The sequence below is a fragment of the Azospirillum sp. B4 genome (assembly GCF_000333275.1).
In the GTDB taxonomy this organism is placed as follows: Bacteria; Pseudomonadota; Alphaproteobacteria; order Azospirillales; family Azospirillaceae; genus Nitrospirillum.
On the sequence record NZ_BACU01000324.1, the window covers coordinates 1 to 20739 of the forward strand.

20 protein-coding genes and 1 pseudogene are annotated in these 20739 nt (G+C 65.7%); 17 read left to right on the forward strand and 4 right to left on the reverse strand.

Going from position 1 to position 20739, the window contains the following annotated elements; genetic code table 11:
* Positions 1-1404, reverse strand: a 1404-nt coding sequence (locus tag I55_RS14550) for a TonB-dependent siderophore receptor (protein ID WP_252181150.1), incomplete at its 3' end; no start/stop codon positions are given.
* A gap of 474 nt (positions 1405-1878) precedes the next feature.
* On the opposite strand from I55_RS14550, the gene I55_RS37065 reads away from it, so the two are divergent.
* The 10 genes and pseudogenes from I55_RS37065 (at position 1879) to I55_RS35980 (ending at position 6037) form a co-directional block, all read left to right on the forward strand.
* A complete protein-coding gene (locus I55_RS37065; RefSeq protein ID WP_159107198.1) occupies positions 1879-2052 on the forward strand; it encodes a hypothetical protein in 174 nt (57 codons plus the stop codon).
* Between the two features lie 168 nt (positions 2053-2220).
* On the forward strand, positions 2221-2781 hold the full coding sequence (locus I55_RS14555) for a hypothetical protein (protein ID WP_044561309.1): 561 nt from the start codon (positions 2221-2223) through the stop codon (positions 2779-2781).
* A 3-nt stretch (positions 2782-2784) separates the two neighbouring features.
* Positions 2785-2994 (forward strand): hypothetical protein, encoded by a 210-nt coding sequence (locus tag I55_RS14560; protein WP_044561310.1) that lies wholly within the window; start codon positions 2785-2787, stop codon positions 2992-2994.
* A 236-nt stretch (positions 2995-3230) separates the two neighbouring features.
* Positions 3231-3422, forward strand: a pseudogene (locus I55_RS39540) (recombinase family protein); the annotation flags it as partial.
* Positions 3423-3437: 15 nt separating this feature from the next.
* Positions 3438-3641: a hypothetical protein gene (locus I55_RS38440; RefSeq protein WP_044561311.1), complete on the forward strand. Its 204-nt coding sequence runs from the start codon at positions 3438-3440 to the stop codon at positions 3639-3641.
* Complete coding sequence (locus tag I55_RS35960) at positions 3625-3819, forward strand: hypothetical protein (RefSeq protein ID WP_148293737.1); 195 nt, start codon at positions 3625-3627, stop codon at positions 3817-3819. The genes I55_RS38440 and I55_RS35960 overlap by 17 nt, the downstream gene beginning before the upstream one ends.
* Before the next feature lie 256 nt (positions 3820-4075).
* The gene (locus tag I55_RS35965; protein WP_148293738.1) at positions 4076-4339 is read left to right on the forward strand and encodes a hypothetical protein; all 264 of its coding nucleotides are present in this window, start codon (positions 4076-4078) and stop codon (positions 4337-4339) included.
* A 66-nt stretch (positions 4340-4405) separates the two neighbouring features.
* The gene (locus tag I55_RS35970; RefSeq protein WP_148293739.1) at positions 4406-4630 is read left to right on the forward strand and encodes a hypothetical protein; all 225 of its coding nucleotides are present in this window, start codon (positions 4406-4408) and stop codon (positions 4628-4630) included.
* Positions 4631-4773: 143 nt separating this feature from the next.
* A complete protein-coding gene (locus I55_RS35975; protein ID WP_148293740.1) occupies positions 4774-5199 on the forward strand; it encodes a hypothetical protein in 426 nt (141 codons plus the stop codon).
* Between the two features lie 343 nt (positions 5200-5542).
* On the forward strand, positions 5543-6037 hold the full coding sequence (locus tag I55_RS35980) for a hypothetical protein (protein WP_148293741.1): 495 nt from the start codon (positions 5543-5545) through the stop codon (positions 6035-6037).
* A 958-nt stretch (positions 6038-6995) separates the two neighbouring features.
* On the opposite strand, the gene I55_RS14570 is transcribed toward I55_RS35980, so the two are convergent.
* On the reverse strand, positions 6996-7358 hold the full coding sequence (locus I55_RS14570) for a helix-turn-helix transcriptional regulator (RefSeq protein WP_044561312.1): 363 nt from the start codon (positions 7356-7358) through the stop codon (positions 6996-6998).
* 119 nt (positions 7359-7477) lie between these two features.
* Here I55_RS14570 and I55_RS14575 point away from each other — a divergent pair, with 119 nt between their 5' ends.
* The gene (locus I55_RS14575; protein ID WP_044561313.1) at positions 7478-8224 is read left to right on the forward strand and encodes a glucose 1-dehydrogenase; all 747 of its coding nucleotides are present in this window, start codon (positions 7478-7480) and stop codon (positions 8222-8224) included.
* A gap of 311 nt (positions 8225-8535) precedes the next feature.
* Positions 8536-9273 (forward strand): FadR/GntR family transcriptional regulator, encoded by a 738-nt coding sequence (locus tag I55_RS14580; RefSeq protein ID WP_044561314.1) that lies wholly within the window; start codon positions 8536-8538, stop codon positions 9271-9273.
* A gap of 225 nt (positions 9274-9498) precedes the next feature.
* Here I55_RS14580 and I55_RS14585 read toward each other — a convergent pair whose 3' ends face one another.
* Positions 9499-12216 (reverse strand): glycoside hydrolase family 3 C-terminal domain-containing protein, encoded by a 2718-nt coding sequence (locus I55_RS14585; protein ID WP_044561315.1) that lies wholly within the window; start codon positions 12214-12216, stop codon positions 9499-9501.
* Positions 12217-12489: 273 nt separating this feature from the next.
* On the opposite strand from I55_RS14585, the gene I55_RS14590 reads away from it, so the two are divergent.
* The 4 genes from I55_RS14590 (at position 12490) to I55_RS14605 (ending at position 19503) form a co-directional block, all read left to right on the forward strand.
* Positions 12490-14628: an alpha-L-arabinofuranosidase C-terminal domain-containing protein gene (locus tag I55_RS14590; protein ID WP_252181151.1), complete on the forward strand. Its 2139-nt coding sequence runs from the start codon at positions 12490-12492 to the stop codon at positions 14626-14628.
* 36 nt (positions 14629-14664) lie between these two features.
* On the forward strand, positions 14665-15735 hold the full coding sequence (locus I55_RS14595; protein WP_044561316.1) for an alpha/beta hydrolase family protein: 1071 nt from the start codon (positions 14665-14667) through the stop codon (positions 15733-15735).
* Between the two features lie 215 nt (positions 15736-15950).
* Complete coding sequence (locus tag I55_RS14600; protein ID WP_199902597.1) at positions 15951-17438, forward strand: ATPase domain-containing protein; 1488 nt, start codon at positions 15951-15953, stop codon at positions 17436-17438.
* Complete coding sequence (locus I55_RS14605) at positions 17431-19503, forward strand: PAS domain-containing sensor histidine kinase (protein WP_044561317.1); 2073 nt, start codon at positions 17431-17433, stop codon at positions 19501-19503. The genes I55_RS14600 and I55_RS14605 overlap by 8 nt, the downstream gene beginning before the upstream one ends.
* 9 nt (positions 19504-19512) lie before the next feature.
* Here I55_RS14605 and I55_RS14610 read toward each other — a convergent pair whose 3' ends face one another.
* The gene (locus I55_RS14610) at positions 19513-20460 is read right to left on the reverse strand and encodes a PepSY domain-containing protein (protein ID WP_148293742.1); all 948 of its coding nucleotides are present in this window, start codon (positions 20458-20460) and stop codon (positions 19513-19515) included.
* Between the two features lie 38 nt (positions 20461-20498).
* Here I55_RS14610 and I55_RS14615 point away from each other — a divergent pair.
* Positions 20499-20739: FtsW/RodA/SpoVE family cell cycle protein (locus I55_RS14615; RefSeq protein WP_044561318.1), on the forward strand; the 241-nt coding region annotated here is incomplete at its 3' end.

Sequence of the window (20739 nt, forward strand, 5' to 3'; positions counted from 1 at the left end):
GGAGCCGCCGACCAGCGACCACTGGTCGTTGAACTTCAGGGTGTCGATGGCGAACACCGCCACCGTGTCCATGGTGGTGCTGACGCGGGAGGAGATGGCGCCCGTGCCGGCGAAGGCCTGGTACTCGTTGGGGTTCAGCAGCGTGGTGTTGGGCACGCCGGTCCAGGTGGTGCGCGTCGGGTCCGAGGTCTCGCGCGACAGCTCGACGCCGGCCACCAGGTGGTGCTCCAGGAAACCGGTGTTGAACCGGGCCGAGGCCGTGGCCTGGTCGTCCAGGGTGGTTTCCACGCTGCGCGCCGTGATGGCGTTGCGCTTGATGGCCACGCCGGACAGCGGGCCGACCGTGGCGGCGGTCACGTTGGCGTTCACCAGCTGCGGCTCGGTGATGCGGACGTTGCGGTAGTAGTTGCCGTAGCGGAACTGGTTTTCCAGGGTGATGGCGGACGTCAGGTCGTGCTGCACGTCGGCGGTCACGACATTGGCGTCGGTCTTCAGGTAATCGCTGTGGAAACCGTAATAGGTGCGCTGGTCCACCGGCGCCGGCTTGCCCAGCAGGAAGGGGATGCCATAGTCCGGCCGGTCGTTTTCCGACTGGTGCAGATAGCTGAGGGTCACGCGGGTGGGCGTGCCGATGCCGAAGGCGACCGACGGGGCGAAGCCATAGCGTTCGTTCTTGGCGCCGTCGCGGCCGGTGACGAAGCTGCTGGTGCCCATGGCGTTCAGGCGCACGGCGGTGGTGGCGTCCAGCGCCCGGTCCACGTCGGCGGTCAGGCGCTTCATGCCGTCGGTGCCCAGGGTGGCGGTGCCGGCGGTGATGGACTCCAGCGTCGGCGTCTTGCTGACCTGGTTGATGGTGCCGCCGGTGGACCCGCGGCCGAACATGGCGCTGTCCGGACCCTTCAGCACCTCGGCCGACTGGTAGTTGAAGCTGTCGCGGTAATAGCTGCCGAAGTCGCGCAGGCCGTCCAGGAAGATGTCGGACCGGGCGCTGAAGCCGCGCAGGGTCAGGCTGTCGCCCTGGGCGCCGCCTTCACCGGCCGCCAGGCTGATGCCGGCGACGTTGCGCAGGGCGTCGCGCAGGGTGGTGACGCCCTGGTCCTTCATCTCCTGGTTGGAGATGACGGTGACGGACTGCGGGGTGTCCAGCAGCTTTTCCGTCAGCTTGACGTTGGATGACCGCTCGGCGCGGTAGTCGGCCGCCGGGGCCGCGTCCTGGTCCTGCACCGACAGGGTGGGCAACTGCACGGTGCCGCCCTGCTGCTGCGCCGCCGGCGCCGTGGCCGTCTGGGCCTGGGCGGCGCCAACTGACAGCAGGGCGCCCCCGGCCAGCCCCAGGGCGGTGTGCGCCAGGGTGCGGGGCGCCTTGGCCCGGCTGGCGATGATGAAAGTACGGTTGCTCGACATTCCGGTCCCCACCTTATGCCACACGTAGGATTGGCTCCCGCGGGGACCCCGTGTCAGGGCACCCGCAGTTATATCTTTAGTTAAGATTGCGAGCGACTCTTATTTGCTGCGTTGCGGTGTGTCAACGCGCTTGAGACTTATTATCAAAATCCGTTGCAGAAAAGCCGCAGGGCGGCGGTGGGGTGTGGCGAAATGAGGCAGGGGGCGATGGGGGAATTGGATGCTGGCCGTGAGAAGCGATGGGCTTCTCACGCTACGAGGCAAGTCCGTGTTGGACCTGGGCGGTTTGCTGAACGTCTGCTCTGGAGCGACACCAACAATTCAGTCAAAAGCCAACAGGAAAATCTGTGGCCTTGATGATTATGCAGATTGCAGCAGGAAGGCTCCTTCTGTGGTCCTGGTTAAGCCGCCAGCACGGCACGGTTGACGACGACAAGGCTTGACTGGCCGCCGGCCCGGACCTTGGCGTATTCCATGATCACATTGCCGCTGGCCGAAGGCACGCTTGAGCGCATCGATGCGCTGCGTGCGAATGGAGAGGTGCGCCTGGATTTTATCCGGGCCGCTATCGACCGGGAGATCGGGCGGCGTGTTAGAGACGACACCGCCAGCCGGCGCTTCCGCGTTAAGCCTCCCGCGATCACCTGACCCCTGGCTTGCACGCAAAGATAGGCGTATCAATACCGGATCAAAACGGAACCGGTTATCTGTGCACGGGGTCAGGGCGTGGTCTTTCGGGGCAGCTACTATGTGGTCACAAAAGCCGGAACCGATAAACCGCTATGGCTTGATATGCTTAGGAAATCTGGCGCTGCTGTGGATCAATTCGACGACCCGGTTTACAGCCACGTCATGCCCCGCAAGCCGCGCGGTGGCGCCGTGACTATTGAGCAGATGCCCGAGCTGGTCGAGGCGACCCGCTCCCTGGAGGCGGGCGAGCGACTGACGATCCCGCACGCGGGCCACTTGATCGGCGTCCCCGTACGGGAGGCCGTCGCGGCGGCCCTGATCCGGACTGGCGCGACGATGGAGTTGCTGGTGGAAAAGACGGTGCTGGACGGGGCGGACCTGGAAGCGGGCGCTGCGCTGATCCGCCGGCAACGCGGCCGGGCCCTGACCGACGCCAGGGCCAAGGCGGGATTGCCCACCGGCCGCCCGCGCGTCAAGCTGACGGGCAAGAGCCTAGCGGAGGCGTTGCGCCTGTTCCCGGATCCGGACTGGTCCACCAGCCGCATTGCCGCCCATGTCGGCCTGGACCGGTCCACGATGCTACGCCGGATCGAGGAAGCGACCGGCACCATGAGCAAGGGGCGCGCGGCACAGGAAGCCGCCGCCGGGAACTGGCCGCCGAAGCGGCGCCTGACACAGGAAAGGTAAGCTATGGACGTTACGATTAGGCTGGACCTGGAAGACTGGCACGCCATCGAAACCGCCCTTGGGCATGCGGCCGATGCCTACGTCGAGGGAAAACACAAGCTGGCTGACGAAGGGCAGTCAGGTGCCGCGGCTGCCTACGCCGCCCAGGCGGATCGTTACCGGGCGCTTGGGGAGACGATAAGGCGGCACATCGAAACCAATCCCAAACGCTGAACACGAGGTGAAACCGATGGCAAAGCGCGAGAAATATTCGGCCATACTCCGATGTGCCAAATGTGGCGCCGAAGGTACAGGAGAGTTCGAGGAAAACGAAACGCCCCCGCACCATGACGGTAAATTCGAGCGGGTCATTATCAGTCTTCCGCATGGCTTTAAATCCAGCGGCGATGTGGACGCTCCTGTAAAATGCCAACGATGCGGAAACACGGTGCTCATTTAGGTCACAAGGTGAACTGATCCGCACCGTCGACAGGCTGCATGAGCGAGGGGTCAATTTCCGAAGCATCACACAGTCGGAAATCTCGACAGAGGCTCAATCGACCGCGAGCGGCAAGCTCATCTTCACGCTGTTCGCGGCCCTTGCTCAGTTCGAGAGTGACCAGCTTTCGGAGCGCACCAAGGCCGGCCAGAAGGCGGCCCGCGCGAAAGGGGTCCGGATGGGCAGGAAGACCTTCGCGGAGCTATACGTGGACACCGGCCGTGTGGCCGCATTCCAGCAGCTGCGCCGCGACGGGAAGCTGGTGAAAGAGGCCCTTGCTGAACTCAGCATCCCCAAGGCCACGTACATCAAGTGGAAAGCGGCATTCAACGAAGCGGGCCCAATTGACGACATTGGAGCGAGCGATGACCAGGAAGAATGATGGAATTGACCGGGTGTCGTTCATTCGCCTGACGCCCGGCGGGATGCCGCTTGTGGAGCGCAAGGACATCCTTCGGGTGCGCGGGTATCCCGTCGATATGGACGACGACCCGGTTTACATTGACGACAGCGGCTTGGCGCCGGGCGCAGCCCGTCGCATGAGCAGGACCATAAGGTGAACGAGGGGGCCCATGGCTGGACAGCGCGAGATGATGCGAAGGTTGAGTTTGGAGCACGGGCATGATGAAGCCGCCGTCTGCGCAGCCTATGTGCGTGCCGAGGCAGATGGCACCGTCATGCGTCGACGGAACGCAACCGGCCATACCCCCGAGAGCTATGCCGCCGCCCTATGGAGGGATGGGCATCGCCGCCAGGGCGCCTGGATAGAGAATTTCTGCAAGGCGCACGGGGTCCCTCTCACCACAAGGTGAAGCAATGTCGAGAAAAACCGATAAGCGACGTAAAATAAACAAAGCACTGGAACGGCATGTGGAGCAATATGACGAAAAGCTCGGCTCGGTCATAATAAATGACTTTATGCAGATATCAAAAACCCTAGAGCGATTAAAGGAAGTCGATCCGCATGCTTTTCACGCGATGTTTGCGTTAGTCGAGGAAAATAGCGATCTGAAGGCGCAACTACAAGAACGTGGACAGCGCATCGCTAAATTACAGAAAGGGCAGACGCAGCCCAAATAGCCACCTCCCGAACAATTCAAATAAATCGGTTGATGAGGCGCCGCCTAACACAAGGAGAACAAAACGATGAATCCCATCATTATCCTCAAAAATGGCACTCCCTGGTTGGTCGCCCAGCCGACTGACCAAGCGGACCTGGATCGCTTTCTTCTCGCCGCCAACAGCAATCCGGCTGAAACCCATACGACGGCACCGGCTTCACCTGCCCAGGCTGCCAAGATTGCTGCCGCTCGTATCATCCATGGCCTGGCGGGCCGTGACCCCGACATGCTCTTTGGTGTCGAACTTTAAGCGAGAAGACCACAAGGTGAACGCTCAGGCGGTATGAGTCAGCCGTCCACCCTAACCTATAGAAGTATTTATATTCTGATAAGTATCGATATAAATTTATGGACGAGTCCGAAATTTTTCTTACTCGCACACAGGGGATTAAAATGACCTTGGCATACATGAAGAATGGCAAAATAGACCGTACTTCTATCAAAGTTGCTGAAAAAAGTGAATTCCTTACAATAAGCTACCAGATAAAGGACGGATGGGATGTTATTGTTCATCTTATAAGCGCCGACGATCACGCCCAAGTCTATCTAAATGGGGTTTTGATATACGCACTTGATATAAACCATTCCACCCCTCCAATTTCCATTAAAAATATTCTATCTCCCGGCGCAAATGAACTAAGAGTAGTTGGTATAGATGACAATCCAGGTGGGGAAAATTATTGGTCAATAGACTATACTATTGGTATTTTTGATGCCAATGACAAGCCTGCGTATGATGCAATACACATTCCACTCAGGGGCAGAAGCTATTCGTCTGGTATCAAACACGATGTTATATATACCTTAATAAAAGTATAGCTGATTCCGTGGAGTGAAATTGAGATACTCAAACACCCAGATCAGAGAAGGTTCTCAGCCAGCCACGACAAAGCGCCGGCGGCAATATCCCTGCCACGGTTGGAACGATGACCCTCCGGCCGGATCTTAACGAAGCAGTATGGTGAAGCTGGAGGTCCCCTTCCGGAACGTGGGCGCGTCGCCTTCGCGACCTGGTTCTGGAGAGCCTATGATCGCGGCGACAGCGGGATCGGCATCGACCGGCCGGCAGCGGGCACGCTGCCGGCAGAGGCATCAAGGCGGGCCTTCGCCGCCGGTAGGTCCAGCCGGGACTGCCGGCGGGTACCGATGAAACGGACATAAGGTGAAAGACCTGCCAATGAGCCATGGCGCTGACGGGAAGTCTGAGACGCTACAGAACCTTAGCGCCCTGTCTGTTGAAGAAGGAATAGTGGCGCGGCTCCTCATAAAATGGGGCGGTCAACTTCCCTCATGGACAGAATTCAAAGACGCCAATGCCAGCGGGGCGGTAATGGTCAATAGCGCGGTAGCGACACGGTCGCTCTATCGCGCATCAAAAATGGGCAATGGCCCGAAGATATTCTGGATAATTTATGGGTTAGCACTGCCGGCTATTGCAACACTTAGCGTCCCCGTTGCCATAGCAGGCTGGATTATTTTTGGATTTGCATGGTGGTGGGCGCCGCTGTCGTTTGTCCTAACATGGTTTTTGTATAAGGTAATTCTTCAGGGAGCATGCGATGGCGTCAGAGAAGCGGCCTTCTTGAGCGAACGCTTTTATCTCACCCTAGTCTCTCAGGGGGCTTTCCTTTTTGGACCCGCAGACCGCGATGATTAGCCTGACCACAAGGTAATTTAAGATGAGTTGGTCCAAATTCACAAAGCGATGCGCTGTTGCATATTTTCTATCCGAAGAGCCTCCCGACATTTGGGGGAACGGGGACGTAGCACCGGAAGAGTTTGATACACCGAAAGAGGCAATGGCCGGGGCGGAAAGGGCGCTCAAACGCGGGCGCATAAAGCGTGCCATTATTTATGATGGGATATTAGGGACTTAGACGAAGATCGAAGATTGGACCGTGCGTGACATTTAGGGGGGCACGTCACGATGTGGCCCGCTGGTCCGCCAAGTCATCGCCGCAGAATGCCTTACCACAAGATGAAGGATATTATCCAATGTCCAAGTTGAATTATGAAGAAATCACAAGGATATGGAATGCCGTTGAAGGAAAAGAGAGTTGCGGTCGCCCCATTGCAGCGATTATTCACGAGAAATGTACGAATTTTATACAGGTTATTATGATAAGGGAGGGCGATGAGGCTGACACCTACACCAGGGAACGTCAGAGCGCAAATGCCCCATGGGGCGCATGGCTCCGTAATGGCATGCCCTTAGAGTGAATGTAGGGAAACATGGCGAAGCACTACGTCAAAGTTCGAGGCATCGCGGTAGAAGTGTCCGTCTGGCAGAAGTCCAAGACAGTTTGGATTGCTTCCGGCATAGGACCCGCCGGGAAAGACCCTGGGCCCGTCCAGGGCAGAACTGAAAGTCAGGGGCTTGCAGCTTGGCGGAGCGCGGCCGAATACCACCACTGCTGACCACCCTGAAACGACCACAAGGTGAACATTCGGCCGCATACTTTTTGAAACGTCCGCTTACGGAGGGATTGCTTGGTCATGAGCGTCCGTCTTGGGCGCGAAGCGGACAGCAGCGGCACTCTCAAGCGAGAGCGTCAGGACAATCGGTTGTTTCATCAAAGGGTGTCGCGCCACCCCCGACATCGAACGACACCCCATCAAGCCGTGGCGGGACTGTCGCCAGCGGCGGGCTTGTCGGCGACCGAGGCGTAAGCGTTCAGGATCGCCGCCACCAGGCCGGGGAAGCGGCCGTCGACCTCGGCGCAGCGGGAGTGGTTGCGCATTTCCACGCCGTGGCGCTCACACCGGATCAGGCCGGCCTCCCGCAATACCTTGATGTGGTGCGACAGCGAGGATTTCGGGATGGCCTTGTTGCCCACGACGGCGAACGCCGAGCACGCCTGCACGCAGCCCAACCCTGAAATCTGGGTGAAGATCGCCGCGCGCACCGGGTCGGACAGGGCGTGGAGGATCGCTTCCGGTCGCACGTCTTCGACCGCGGGGTGGAACAGGGGTCTCATCTTTTTAATATGAGGGGGCTTGTCGGCCGGTTCAATAGTTCTGATATTCCGAACTATGGTACAAGCCGCCCACCCGGCGGCCGCCAGGGATCAACCAGAGATCAAAGGGAACGGAACCCATGGGTAAGCTGAACGGTAAAGTCGCCGTGGTGACGGGCGCCTCCAAAGGCATCGGTGCCGCCATCGCCAAGGCGCTGGCGGGCGAAGGTGCCGCCGTGGTGGTCAATTACGCGTCGAGCAAGGCGGGGGCGGACACGGTGGTCCAGGCGATCACGGCGGCCGGCGGCAAGGCCATCGCCGTGCAGGCCGACGTCGCCAAGGCCGACCAGGCGCAGGCCCTGATCGCGGCGGCCGTCCGGGAATTCGGCCGGCTGGACGTCCTGGTCAACAACTCCGGCGTCTATGAATTCTCCCCCATCGAGGAGGTGACGGAGGCGCACTACCGGCGCATCTTCGATGTCAACGTGCTGGGCCTGCTGCTGACCACCCAGGCCGCGGCGAAGCACCTGGGTGAAGGCGGCAGCATCATCAACATCTCGTCGGCCGTCACCAGCCTGTTCGTGCCGAACTCCGCCGTCTACACCGGGACCAAGGGGGCGGTGGACGCCATCACCGGCGTGCTGGCCAATGAGCTGGGCCCGCGCAAGATCCGGGTCAACGCCATCAACCCCGGCATCGTCGAGACCGAGGGCACCCACACGGCGGGGTTCATCGGCTCGGATTTCGAGCGCGACATCACCACCCAGACCCCGCTGGGCCGCACCGGCCAGCCGGACGACATCGCGGCGGTCGCGGTCTTCCTCGCCTCCGACGACGCCCGCTGGCTGACGGGTGAGCGGCTGGTGGCCAGCGGCGGGTTGCGTTAATACAAGCGGCACTTGATCGGTCACGATCAAGTGCCCCCTCCGGCGCCCGCGGTCGCGGGCTACAGCGGCACGAGTCACCATCCCGTGCCGCTGCGCTGAGGTGGCTCGTGCCGCCGCGCTGAGGTGGCGGTGGGGGGGGCGGCGGTGGGGGTGTGGGGGCTCCGCCTCCCATCGACTTCGCCTAGCCGGGCCGCGCCGGACGGTGCTAAAAACGGGCGGGCGATGCGATCACCGGGCCGGCCCGCGACCGGGGTGGCTTGCGGTGATCCGCCGTCCTCAACGCGTCATCGGCGGCCGGCGGACTGTGGTACATGAAAGACGTGATCGCCGGCCTGTCCCGGCTGGGCCGCAATTCCCCCCTGGTCCGCCGGCACGGGGCCGTCGCCCGGCAGTTGGGCATCGACATCGTGTCGGGGCGGTACCAGCCCGGCGACATCCTGGAAAACGAGATCGCGAACAGCGAGCGGCTAAAGGTGTCCCGCTCCGCCTACCGGGAGGCCCTGCGCATCCTGGCGGCCAAGGGCCTGGTGGAAAGCCGGCCCAAGACCGGAACCCACGTCTGCCCACGCACACGGTGGAACCTGCTGGATCCCGACATCCTGGCCTGGCACTTCGCCACCGAACCCAGCATCGATTTCATCAACAGCCTGTTCGAGCTGCGCATGATCGTGGAGCCGGGCATCGCCGCCCTGGCGGCGGAGCGGCGCACGGAGGCGCAGCTGGCCCGCATGACGGCGGCGCTGGACACCATGGATCGCCTGAGCCTGGCGGCGGAGGCGGGGCAGACGGCCGACGCCGACTTCCACGACACCCTGCTGGAGGCCAGCCACAACCCCCTCATCGGTTCCCTGGCGGTCAGCGTTGGCGCGGCGGTGCGGTGGAGCACCGTCCACAAGCTGCGGCAGGGGGCGGTGCTGCGCGACCCCATCCCCCTGCATCGCCACGTCCTGGACGCCGTCGCCGCGCGGGACGCGGAAGCGGCGCGCGACGCCATGCGCCTGCTGATCACCGAGGCGCTGCGCGACACGGCCCAGTCGTTCAAAGGCTGATACGAACGGCATTTGATCGTGGCCTCTCAAATGCCCCTCAAGCGCCGGGCGGCCACATCCGTGGCCCCTATGCGTGTCTTGGGGCTTCCTCGCTTTCCAGTCCGCTCCGCTCCCCGGAAAGCTCCGGCGCCCGCAGTCGCGGGCTACAGCGGCACGAGTTGCAATCTCGTGCCGCTGGTATGAGGCCGGGAAGGAGCGGGCCGCCCCTGTCCCGTGCCGCTGTCATCACTTCTCGAGGGACAGCGCCGCCGTGGTGGCGAACTGGCCCTGCTGGCCCGGCACCCCGCTGTCCGGCTGCCCGGACCCGACGCTGACCTGGTAGGTGCCGGCCATGACCTGGCGGTCGCCGTCGCGGGTGACGAAGCTGAGGTCGCGCGGCGACAGGTCGAACGACACCGTCCGGCTTTCACCCGGCGCCAGGGACAGGCGCTGGAAGCCCCGCAGCGCCAGGCGGGGCGCTCCGTCGAAGGCCGGTGGCTTCAGGTACAGCTGCGCCACCTCGTCGCCCGCCCGGTCACCGGTGTTGGTGACGGTCGCGGTGACGCGCACGCCGTTCTCCGCCGCCCCTTGCGTCGGCTGCACCGTCAGGGGGCCATAGGCGAAGCGGGTGTAGGACAGGCCGAAGCCGAAGGGATAGACCGCCTGGCCGGTGAAGTAGCGATAGGTCCGCCCGGTCATGGCGTAATCGTCGAAGGGCGGCAGGTCGGCCACGCTGCGGTAGAAGGTCAGCGGCAGGCGGCCCGCCGGGTTGGTCCTGCCCGACAGCACGTCGGCGACGGCCAGTCCACCGGCCTGGCCGGGGTACCAGGCCTCCACGATGGCGGCGGCGTTGTCCTTGGCCCAGGACAGGTCCAGCGGGCTGCCGTTCAGCAGGACCACCACCACCGGCTTGCCCGTGGCCTTGGTGGCCTGCAACAGGCGGCGCTGCTCCGCCGGCAGGTCGAGGGAGGTCTTGTCGCCGCCGGCGAAGCCCTCGATCTGGCGCTTCATCTCCTCGCCCTCCAGGTCGGCGCTCAGGCCGACGGCGGCGACGATGACGTCGGCGTCGGCCACGGCCGTGGCCAGGTCGCCGTCGGGGGCGGCGGTCGCGGGGCCGGCGGCGTCGGCAGGGGCGGCGGGCGCCACCCGCTTCCACAGGAACTCCACCCCGCCCATGGTGTGCACGTCGGTGGCGACGCGGATGGGATAGCGCTTGCCCTTTTCCAGGGTCACCGTTTCCAGCTTGGGCAGGTCGCCCCACAGCGGCGTGCCCAGGTCCACGCGGCGGCCGTCGAACTCGAACTCCCCGCCGGAAAAGCCGGTCATGCCCAGGCGGTAGGTGCCGGATTCCGGCGGCACCAGGAAGCCGGTCCAGACCACGCGGTAATTCTCCGCCACCGTCTTCTGGTCATGGCCGCTGCCGCCCACCTGCGCCTCCACCCGCGTCAGCACGGGCTTGGACGCCACCTCCAGCGGCGGCATGGAGCCGAAGGGCGCGTCCGGTGCCGGGGGCTTCACCGGGCCGGTGGCGTTGAAATACTGCGCCTTCACGCCCGGCTTGCCGTCCGGCGTCACCAGGGCGGTGGTGGGCACCGGGTCGCCGTCCATGACGGTCTCATGGAAGGGGACGTGGGTGATGCGGGCGCCGGGCATCACCTGGCGCAGACCGTCCAGCACCGACACCGGCGGCGCCGACAGGGCGGAGGAGTAGTTGCCGCGCAGCACGCGGGTGGAATCGCCATGCGGGCCGATCACCGCCACCTTGACGCCGGGCTTCAGCGGCAGCACGCCGTCGTTCTTCAGCAGCACCATGCTTTCGCCGGCCACTTTGCGCGCCAGCCGCTGGTGCTCCGCCGTGCCGATGGCCTGGACGGGCACTTCCGGCTTGGCGCGGTCCAGGCCGGGCAGGTCGCCGTTGCGGTAGCGGGCGGAGAACAGGCGCGTCAGCGCCAGGTCGATGTCGGCGGCGCCGATCAGGCCGCGCGTGTACGCCTCCTTGTACCGCGCCGCCAGGCCGCCGCCACCGCCGAACAGGGTGGCGACGTGGCATTCGTTGTCCACCCCGGCCTTCAGGGCGGCGGCCACGGCGGCGGCCTGGTCGGGCGCGTACTTGTGGTTGTCGGCGATGTCCTTCACCGCGTCGCAGTCCGACACGACATAGCCGTTGAAATGCCAGGCGCCGCGCAGATGGTCCTTCAGCAGAAGGTCGCTGGCGCAGGCCGGCTGCCCGTCGACGCGGTTGTAGGCGCACATGATGGACCCGGCGCGCGCCTCCACGATGGCGGCGCGGAAGGCGGGCAGGTAGGTGTCCTCCAAATCGTGCGGGGAGACGTAGACGTTGGCGGCGTGGCGGGTCGATTCCGGGCCGCTGTGCACGGCGAAGTGCTTGGGCGTGGCGATCACGTCCGGCAGGTCGGGGTTGGGGCCCTGCATGCCGCCGATGAAGGCGACGGCCAGGCGGGACGTCAGATAGGGATCCTCGCCGTAGGTCTCCTGCCCCCGGCCCCAGCGCGGGTCGCGGTAGATGTTGATGTTGGGCGACCAGGTGTCCAGGCCCGTGCCGATGCGGCCCAGATGCCCGGTGGCGCGGCCCAGCGTGTGCAGCGCGCGCACCTCCACGCTGACCGTTCCCGCCACGTCGTGGACCAGGGGCGCGTCGAAGGTGGCGGCCAGGCCGATGGGCTCCGGGAAGTTGGTGGTGGGCACGGCGCCGATGGCCCCGTGCAGCGATTCGGTCCACCAGTTGTAGGCGGGGATGTCCAGCCGGGGAATGGCCGGCGCCACGTTGACCAGCTGCTCCAGCTTCTCATCCAGCGTCATGCGGGCGACCAGGGCCTGGGCCTTGCCCCAAGCCTCACCCACCGCGGGGGCGGGGGCGGCGGTTTGCTCGGCCCGGGCCAGGGGGCCGGCCGCGAAGAAGGCGGCGCCCAGCAGCAGCGCCTGCGATAGGTGACGAGAACGCATTCTTTTCCATCCCATTCTTTGGTGTTCTGAAGGCGGCGGCCAAGCCGGGGGTGGCCCCTCGTGTGGGCGCTCCCCGTGTGGGCTTTGGACGGTGTCGCGCGATCCTCCCCGTTTTTGCGCCGCCACCCTGACACATCTTGACTCCAAGTCCAATACTCAGACAATTAAATCATGTTAGCGCTCACATTGGGCGGCAACGGCGCCTCCCGCGGGCATCGACGGGAGGGCGACAAACGGGCACGACCCGCCAAGGGCGGCGGGCGGGGGAGGGAAATGATGGTATCCACGCAGGGCCGCCTGGCGGCGGTTGTCGCCCTTTCGACGCTCTTGCTGGGCGGAACCGGGGCCCAGGGCGGGGCACCGCCACCCGTCACCGCATCCACCGTCACCGCGCGTATCGACGCCACGCGGGTCAGCGCCGCCGTCACGCCCTACGCCTACGGCATGTTCATCGAACCCATCGGCGGCCTGATGAACCGGACGCTGTGGGCGGAAATGCTGGACGACCGCAAATTCTACTTCCCCGTGGTCGCGGAGGGGAAGGACCCGCCGCAGCCGTTGTCGGTGGAGGGCAAGCCCGCCCTGGTCAATCGCAAATGGCGCCCTGTCGGGGATGAGGCCGCCGTGACCATGGACCGGACCCAGCCCTATGTCGGGGCGCAAAGCGTGCGCGTGGCCGTCGACGCGGCCGCGCCGCGCGGCTTCGCGCAGGGGGGGGTGGGCGTCGCGCGTGGACGCGACTATGCCGGGCATATCGTGGCCGGCGGCACACCGGGCACGGTGCTGACGGTGGCGCTGGTGTGGGGTCCGGGCGCTGGGGACCGCCAGGTGGTCACCCTGCCGCCGCTGGCGGGGGAGTGGCAGACCCTGGATTTCGCCTTCAAGCCCGGCGCGGACACGGCGGACGCGCGGTTCGAGGTGACGGGCACGGGCACGGGCTTCTTCCGCGTCGGCGCCGTCACCCTCATGCCCGCCGACAATGTGGACGGCTGGCGGGCCGACAGCGTGGCGGTGCTGAAGTCGCTGCGTTCCGGCTTCTGGCGCCTGCCGGGCGGAAACTTCCTGTCGAACTGGGATTGGCACCAGGCCCTGGGCCCGCGCGACCGGCGGCCGCCCGTCTACGATTACGCCTGGAGCGCCATGCAGCCCAACGACCTGGGCATGGACGAGTACATGGCGCTGACGCGCCTCCTGGGGGTGGAGCCCTATGTGACGGTGAACGCCGGGCTGGGCGACGCCCATTCCGCGGCGGAGGAGGTGGAGTACCTGAACGGTCCGGCCACCAGCGAATGGGGCGCCAAGCGCGCCGCCAACGGCCACCCCGAGCCCTACGGCGTGCGCTATTGGAACATCGGCAACGAGCCTTATGGCTGGTGGCAGATCGGCCGCACGACGCTGGACTATTTCATGATCAAGCACCGTGAGTTCGCCGCCGCCATGCGGGCGGTGGACCCGGGCATCATCCTGATCGGCTCCGGCGCCATGCCGGACCAGATGCACCCGCGCGATGCCAAGGAGAACGCCAGCCTGGACAGCATCCAGGCCAAGTTCGGCACGGAGAACGACTGGACGGGCGGACTGCTGGCCAAGGCCTGGGGCGACTTCGACGGCCTGAGCGAGCATTGGTACGATACGGTGGAGAAGCGCCCCGACGCCCCGCCGGCCGATGAGCTGATGGAATTCGCCCGCGCCCCCGCCAACCAGGTGCGCATGAAGGCGGAGGAGTGGGCCATCTACCAGCGGCGCTTCCCGGCGATGGCGCGGAAGCCCATCTTCCTGTCCATCGACGAGTACGCCTACATCGGGGCGGGCACCAAGCCCACGCTGAAGCTGGCGCTGGCCTATTCCATGGTGATGCAGGAGATGCTGCGCCATTCGGACTTCATCCGCATGAGCGCCTTCACCTTCGGCATCTCCACCCTGGACGTGACGCCGGCGGGGGCCACCCTGAACGCGACCGGCCAGGTCTTCAAACTGTATGGCGAGCGGTTCGGCGCCGGCGTCATCCCGGTGGCGGTGACCGGTGACGCGCCGCAGCCGTACCCGAAGTTCGCGGTGGGGTACGACCATCCCCAGGTGAAGTCGGGCAGCCCGACATATCCGCTGGACATCGTCGCCGGCCTCAGCCCCGACCGGCGGTCGCTGCGCGTCGCCGTGGTCAACGCCACCTTTCAGGCGCAGCCGCTGTCGCTGGCCGTGCCGGGTGTGCGGGCCGACGGTGCCGGCCGTGTCTGGCGCCTGGGCGGCCCGGCCCTGGATGCGCAGAACACGGTGGGGGCGGCCCCGCAGGTGACGATCACCGAGGCGCCGGCGCCGTCCTTGCGCGGGCCGCTGACCGTGCCGCCGCTGTCCACGTCGATCTTCGAGTTTCCGGTCCGCATGGGCGCGTCCGCCCGTGTCGCCGGCCAATAATTTTTCAGGGCCAATAATGTGCCCAGGGAGGATGGAATGAGAAAAGCAGCCTATTGCCTGGTCATGGCGTTGACGATGGGGGCCGGCGTTGGCCCCGCCCGCGCGCAGGTGGCGACGGAGGCGCCCGCCCCGGTGCCCGGCGCCCGCGCGGTGACGGTGGAGCACGTCAAGGTGCACGCGCCCACGCTGGAAGGGAATTTGGAGGGGGAGGCCGTGGACCGCGACGTCTACGTGCTGCTGCCGCCCGGCTACGCCGCCCATCCCAGGAAGCGCTACCCCGTGGTCTACGCGCTGCACGGCTATTCCATCGGTGCCGCGCAGTGGATGGCGGAAATCCATGTGCCGCAGACGGTGGAGGGCGCCTACGCCCAGGGTGCGCGGGAAATGATCGTCGTCCTGCCCGACAGCAAGACCGTCTACAACGGCTCCATGTATTCCAGCTCCGTCACCACCGGAGATTTCGAGACCTTCATCTCCCGGGACCTGGTGGCCTATGTGGATAAGCATTACCGGACCATCGCCAGGCGGGAAAGCCGGGGGTTGGCGGGCCATTCCATGGGCGGCTATGGCACCACCCGCATCGGCATGAAGCATGCCGACGTTTTCGGTGCGCTCTACATGCTCAGTCCCTGCTGCCTGTCGCCGCGCGCGCTGGGGCCCATCGATCCGGCCACCTGGGCGGCGCTGGAGGCGGTGAAGGCGCCGACCGACACGGAAGCCTTGCCCTTCATGGCGCGGGCGCAACTGGCCACGGCCGCCGCCTGGTCGCCCAATCCGCGGAATCCGCCGCTGTATCTGGACCTGCCCGTCAAGGATGGTGAGCCGCGCCCGGAGGTGCTGGCCAAATGGGCCGCCAACGCCCCGCTGGCCTTCATGGACCAATATGTCGGTTCCTTGCGCCGCTACCGCGCCATCACCATCGACGTCGGCGACCAGGATGGCCTGAGGGTGGACGCGGCCAAGCTGCATGAAGCGCTGGACGCCTACCACATCCCCAACAGCTTCGAGGTCTACCCCGGCACCCATACCAGCCACGTGGCGTTCCGCATCCAGGAACAGGTGATCCCGTTCTTCAGCCGCAACCTGGAGTTCCAGGGCGCGCGGTAAGGTCACCACCAACCAGCCGCCGGCCCCTACCTCATCCATCACGCCGGCAACCTGGAACCTTAGTCTGGGCTGGGGTGTTTCAACTGGCGTGTCGCCATAGGCGCGACCTATCCCATTCGGCCGGCCTTGGTCCGAAGCTTGGCTTAAGAAAGCGATCGATCCCCCCGTGGTACGGTGCGGCGGTGATCGACACGGGGTTTCCGATGCCTGACGTGATGGAAAAGATTTCGACCGGCAATACCGGACTGGACGAAATTTTGCGCGGCGGGCTGCCGCCCCGGCGGCTTTATTTGATCGAGGGCGCGCCCGGCTCCGGCAAGACCACGTTGGCGCTGGAATTTCTTCGCGCGGGCGCGCTGGCGGGCGAACGGGCCCTGTACATCACCCTGTCGGAAACGCGGGAGGAGCTGGCGGTGGTGGCCGCCTCCCACGGCTGGGGCATCGAGGACTTCGACGTCTTTGAATTGAGCGCCGTGGAAGCGGTGCTGGGTGACGGGCGCCAGCAGTCCATCCTTCATCCCTGGGAACTGGAACTGGGTGAGACCGTCCGGCTGATCCAGCAGGAGGTGGAGCGCGTCCAGCCCCAGCGGGTGGTGTTCGACAGCCTGTCGGAAATGCGGCTGCTGGCCCAGGATCCCCTGCGCTATCGCCGGCAGGTCCTGGCGCTGAAGCAGTTTTTCGCCGGCCGCAATTCCACCGTCGTCTTCGTGGATGACATGACGGGCGTCGCCGACGGACAGGATTCCCATCTGCACAGCATCTGCCACGGTGTCGTGACGCTGGAGCGCCTGACCCTTGAGTTCGGGCCCGCCCGGCGGCGGCTGCAGGTGCAGAAACTGCGCGGCGTGGATTTCGTCGCGGGCTTCCACGATTTCACCATCCGCAAGGGCGGGCTGGAAATCTATCCCCGGCTGATCGCGTCCCAGCATCACGCGCCCTATACCGACGAACCGGTCAGCAGCGGGGTGGCCGAACTGGACGCCTTGCTCAACGGCGGCCCCTTGCGGGGAACAAGCACGTTGATCACCGGCCCGGCCGGGACGGGGAAGACAACGATCACCCTGCAATATCTTCATGCCGCCTGCGAGCGCGGGGAACCCGTCACCCTCTATGAATTCGACGAGCGGATCGGCACCCTGCGGTCCCGCGCCGCGGCCTTCAACCTGGACCTCGAGCCTCATCTGGCCAGCGGACACCTGCGGATCGAGCAGGTGGATCCGGCCGCGCTGTCGCCTGGGGAATTCACCGCCCGGGTCCGGCATGAGGTCGAGGCCCGGGGCATCCGGATGCTGGTGATCGACAGCCTGAACGGCTACATGGCGGCGATGCCGCAGGAGAAGCAGTTGATCCTGCAGATGCATGAGCTGCTCTCCTACCTCAGCCAGAAAGGTGTCGTGACGTTTCTGGTCAATCCCCAGCAAGGCCTGTTGGGGACGATGGCGACGAACCTGAACATTTCCTACATCGCAGACATCGTTCTTCTGCTTCGCTTCTTCGAGGCCGAGGGGCGCATGCGCAAGGCCATCTCGGTCCTGAAGAACCGGGCGGGGCGTCACGAAGATGCGATCCGGGAGTTCAGGATCGACTTCTCCGGGGTGCGGGTGGGCCAGCCGCTTACCGCCTTCCGCGGCGTCATGACAGGCACGCCCAGGTACACCGGCGATCCCGGCCCGCTGATGGAGGACCGGGGCAGCGATGCATAGGACCGCCGCTGAAGGCCACCGCGTTCTCGTCTGCGCGCCCTTCGGCCGCGACGCGGAAAGTATCGCGGGCCTGCTGGAGCGCGACGGTTACCATGCCGTCGTGCATCCCGACATCGACGCCTTGTCGTCCACCCTTGATGACGGGGCGGGTGTCGTCCTCCTGACCGAAGAGGCACTGAACCGGGACATCGGGGCGTTGCACGCGGCGTTGGACCGCCAACCCGACTGGTCCGACATCCCCTTCGTCCTGCTGGCGGCGCAACGCACGGCGCGGACGCGGGCCCTGGAGGCGGCGCGGGCCCGATTGTGGAGCCTGTTCAGCAACGCGCTTGTCCTGGAACGACCCTTAAGCCTGCAATCTTTGGTGAGCGCCCTGGATTGCGCCATGCGGTCGCGGCAGAAGCAGTTTGAGATGCGTGACCGGCTGGGGGAGCTGGACCGGGCCCGCCAGGCCCTGGCCGAAAGCGAAGCGCAACTCCGCTTCGCCACCGATGCCGCCGAGATCGGCTTCTGGGACGTCGATCCGGTGAACGGTACGCTGTTCTGGCCGCCCCGGGTCAAGGCGATGTTCGGCATCTCCCCGGAGGTTGAGGTGTCGATGGCCGATTTCTACGCCGGCCTTCATCCGGATGACGCGCCCGCCACGTCACAGGCCTTCGCGGCGGCCTGCGATCCCGACCAGAGAGCGCTATATGATGTGGAATATCGGACGGTGGGCAAGGAGGACGGGATCGTCCGCTGGGTCGCCGCCAAGGGCCGGGCCATTTTCAACGAAGACAACCGGTGCGTCCGCGTGATCGGGACCGCGATAGACGTCACGCGCCGCAAGGTGGCCGAGGTGGACCTGATGGCCCTGAATGACACGCTGGAGGAGCGGGTCGCGGAACGCACCAACCGGCTGATGCAGGCGGAGGCCGCCCTGCGGCAAAGCCAGAAGATGGAGGCCGTGGGCCAACTCACCGGTGGCATCGCGCACGACTTCAACAACATGCTGACGGGGGTCATCGGCTCCCTGGACATCATGCGGCGGCGCATTGCCGCCGGCCAGGTCGACAAGCTGGGGCGCTACATGGACGCGGCGACCACCTCCGCCCAGCGCGCCGCGACGCTGACGGCGCGGTTGCTGGCGTTCTCGCGCCGGCAGTCGCTGGATGCCAAGCCGCTGGATGTCGGCAAGCTGGTCTGGTCGCTGGAGGATCTGCTGCGCCGGACCATCCTGGAGACGATAGAGCTGCGCGTCATCGACGGACAGGATCTGCCCTACGCCGTGGCCGATGCGAACCAGCTGGAAAACGCCATACTCAACCTGGTGATCAATGCGCGCGACGCCATGCCCGAGGGCGGGCAACTGACCCTGGAAACCAAGGTCGTCGACCTGGACGACACCTATATCGCGACCCGTCCCGAGGTCACCGTCGGCCGGTATGTGGTGATCACGGTTTCCGACACGGGGGTGGGCATGCCGCCCGAATTGGTTGAAAAGGCATTCGAACCGTTCTTCACCACCAAGCCGGTCGGCCAGGGCACCGGCCTTGGTCTGTCCATGGTCTACGGCTTCGCGCGGCAGTCGGGCGGCCAGGTCCGTATCCATAGCCAGCCTGGCGTGGGCACCGCCGTCTCGATCTATCTGCGCGCGGTCGACGCGCCGCCGCGGGATGAGGCGGCCCCCCAGGCGGCGACGCCGTCCGAAGGCAGGGGCCAGCGCGTGCTGGTGGTCGAGGACGACACCTCCGTTCGCCTGCTGATCCGGGAGGTGCTGGAGGAACTGTCCTATGAGGTGGAGGAGGCGGGCGAAGCCAACGCGGCCATCACCATCCTGCAGTCCGACCAGCCCATCAGCCTGATGGTGTCGGATGTCGGCCTGCCCGGCATCAATGGCCGGCAGTTGGCCGAGATCGCGCGGGAGCACCGCCCCGATCTGCCTGTCCTCTTCGTCACCGGCTACGCGGAGAACGCGGCGATCCGGGCGGGCTTCCTCGGAACCAACATGGCCATGATCACCAAGCCGTTCACCCTGGATGTCCTCGCGACCAAGGTGTCGGAAATGATGGGGCGGGGGGCTTAGGCCCTCGGGTCAGGCCGCCAGCCCCAGCCAGTCGCGCGTGGCGGGCAGGCGGCGCAGCACCAGGCGTTCCAGGCACAGCACCCCTATCATCGAGGCGCCCAGCAGGGGCAGGAACACCCCCAGCGCCACCAGCAGCAGACCGAAGGCCACCGGTGACCGGGCGGGGCGGCGCGACGCCCGCGTGGCCGGCGGGGCGCCCAGGACGTGGGCTGGCCGGCGGCGCAGCCACAGCACCACGGAACTGACGGACAGGGTGATGAGGCTGAGGGCGGTGAACACCCCCAGCGCCTGGTTCAGCCAACCGAACAGGTGCCCTTCATGCGCCGCGACGCCGATGCCGACCATACGGTCCACCCAGTGCCGCTGGCTGAAATCCACCCGCTTCAGCACCCGGCCATCGGGGCTGAGCGTCAGGTCGGTGCGCAGGGGCCGGTTCTGCGCGTCGGACTTGGCCGTCCAGTCGCCGCCCGCCCGGCGGGGCGGGGCGATCAGCACCGGCGGCGCCAGGTCCAGGGGGGCCACGGTGGCCACCAGCGCGTCCAGGGGCGCATAGTCGATGGCCAGGACCGGCATGCCGCCGCCGTGATGGTGGTGGGCGGCGTGCTCGTCGCCACCTTCTCCACCGGTAGGGCCGCCACCGGTGGGCCCGCCATTGGAGAGCCCGCCGTTTTGGGCCCGGCGTTCCGCCAGCTCCGCCGACCGGCTGGTGGTCCAGTCCTGCTTGGCCACGGCGGTGCCGGTGACCTGGCGGATTTCCTTGAAGTAGGCGCCCCAGTTCTTGGCCCAGGGCAGGCCGCTCAGCAGCAGGAACAGGGCGAAGAAGGAGACCCAGAGGCCCACCACGGCATGCAGGTCGCGCCAGAAGGTACGCCCGCCCCGGCCCAGGCGGGGATAGACGATGCCGGCCAGCCCCCGCGCGTCGCGGGGCCACCACAGGTACAGGCCGGTGACGATCATGATGATGGCCCACGACGCCGCCAGCTCCACCAGGAACGATGCAGCCGGACCTGGGCATGACCTTCGTGGTCAGCGCCGTGTGGTTCGGCCAGTTCTTCATTGCCGGCCTGCCCATCCTGCTGGTGGCGGTGCTGGTGGTCTGCGGCCTGTCCGGCCTGGTGGGCGCCTATTTCCTGTTCCCGCACGTGCAGAGCCGCGTGAACCGCTTCCTGGATCCGGCCGCCGGCGACAACTACCAGGTCCAGCGCGCCCTGGACGCCTCCAGCACGGCGGCCATGG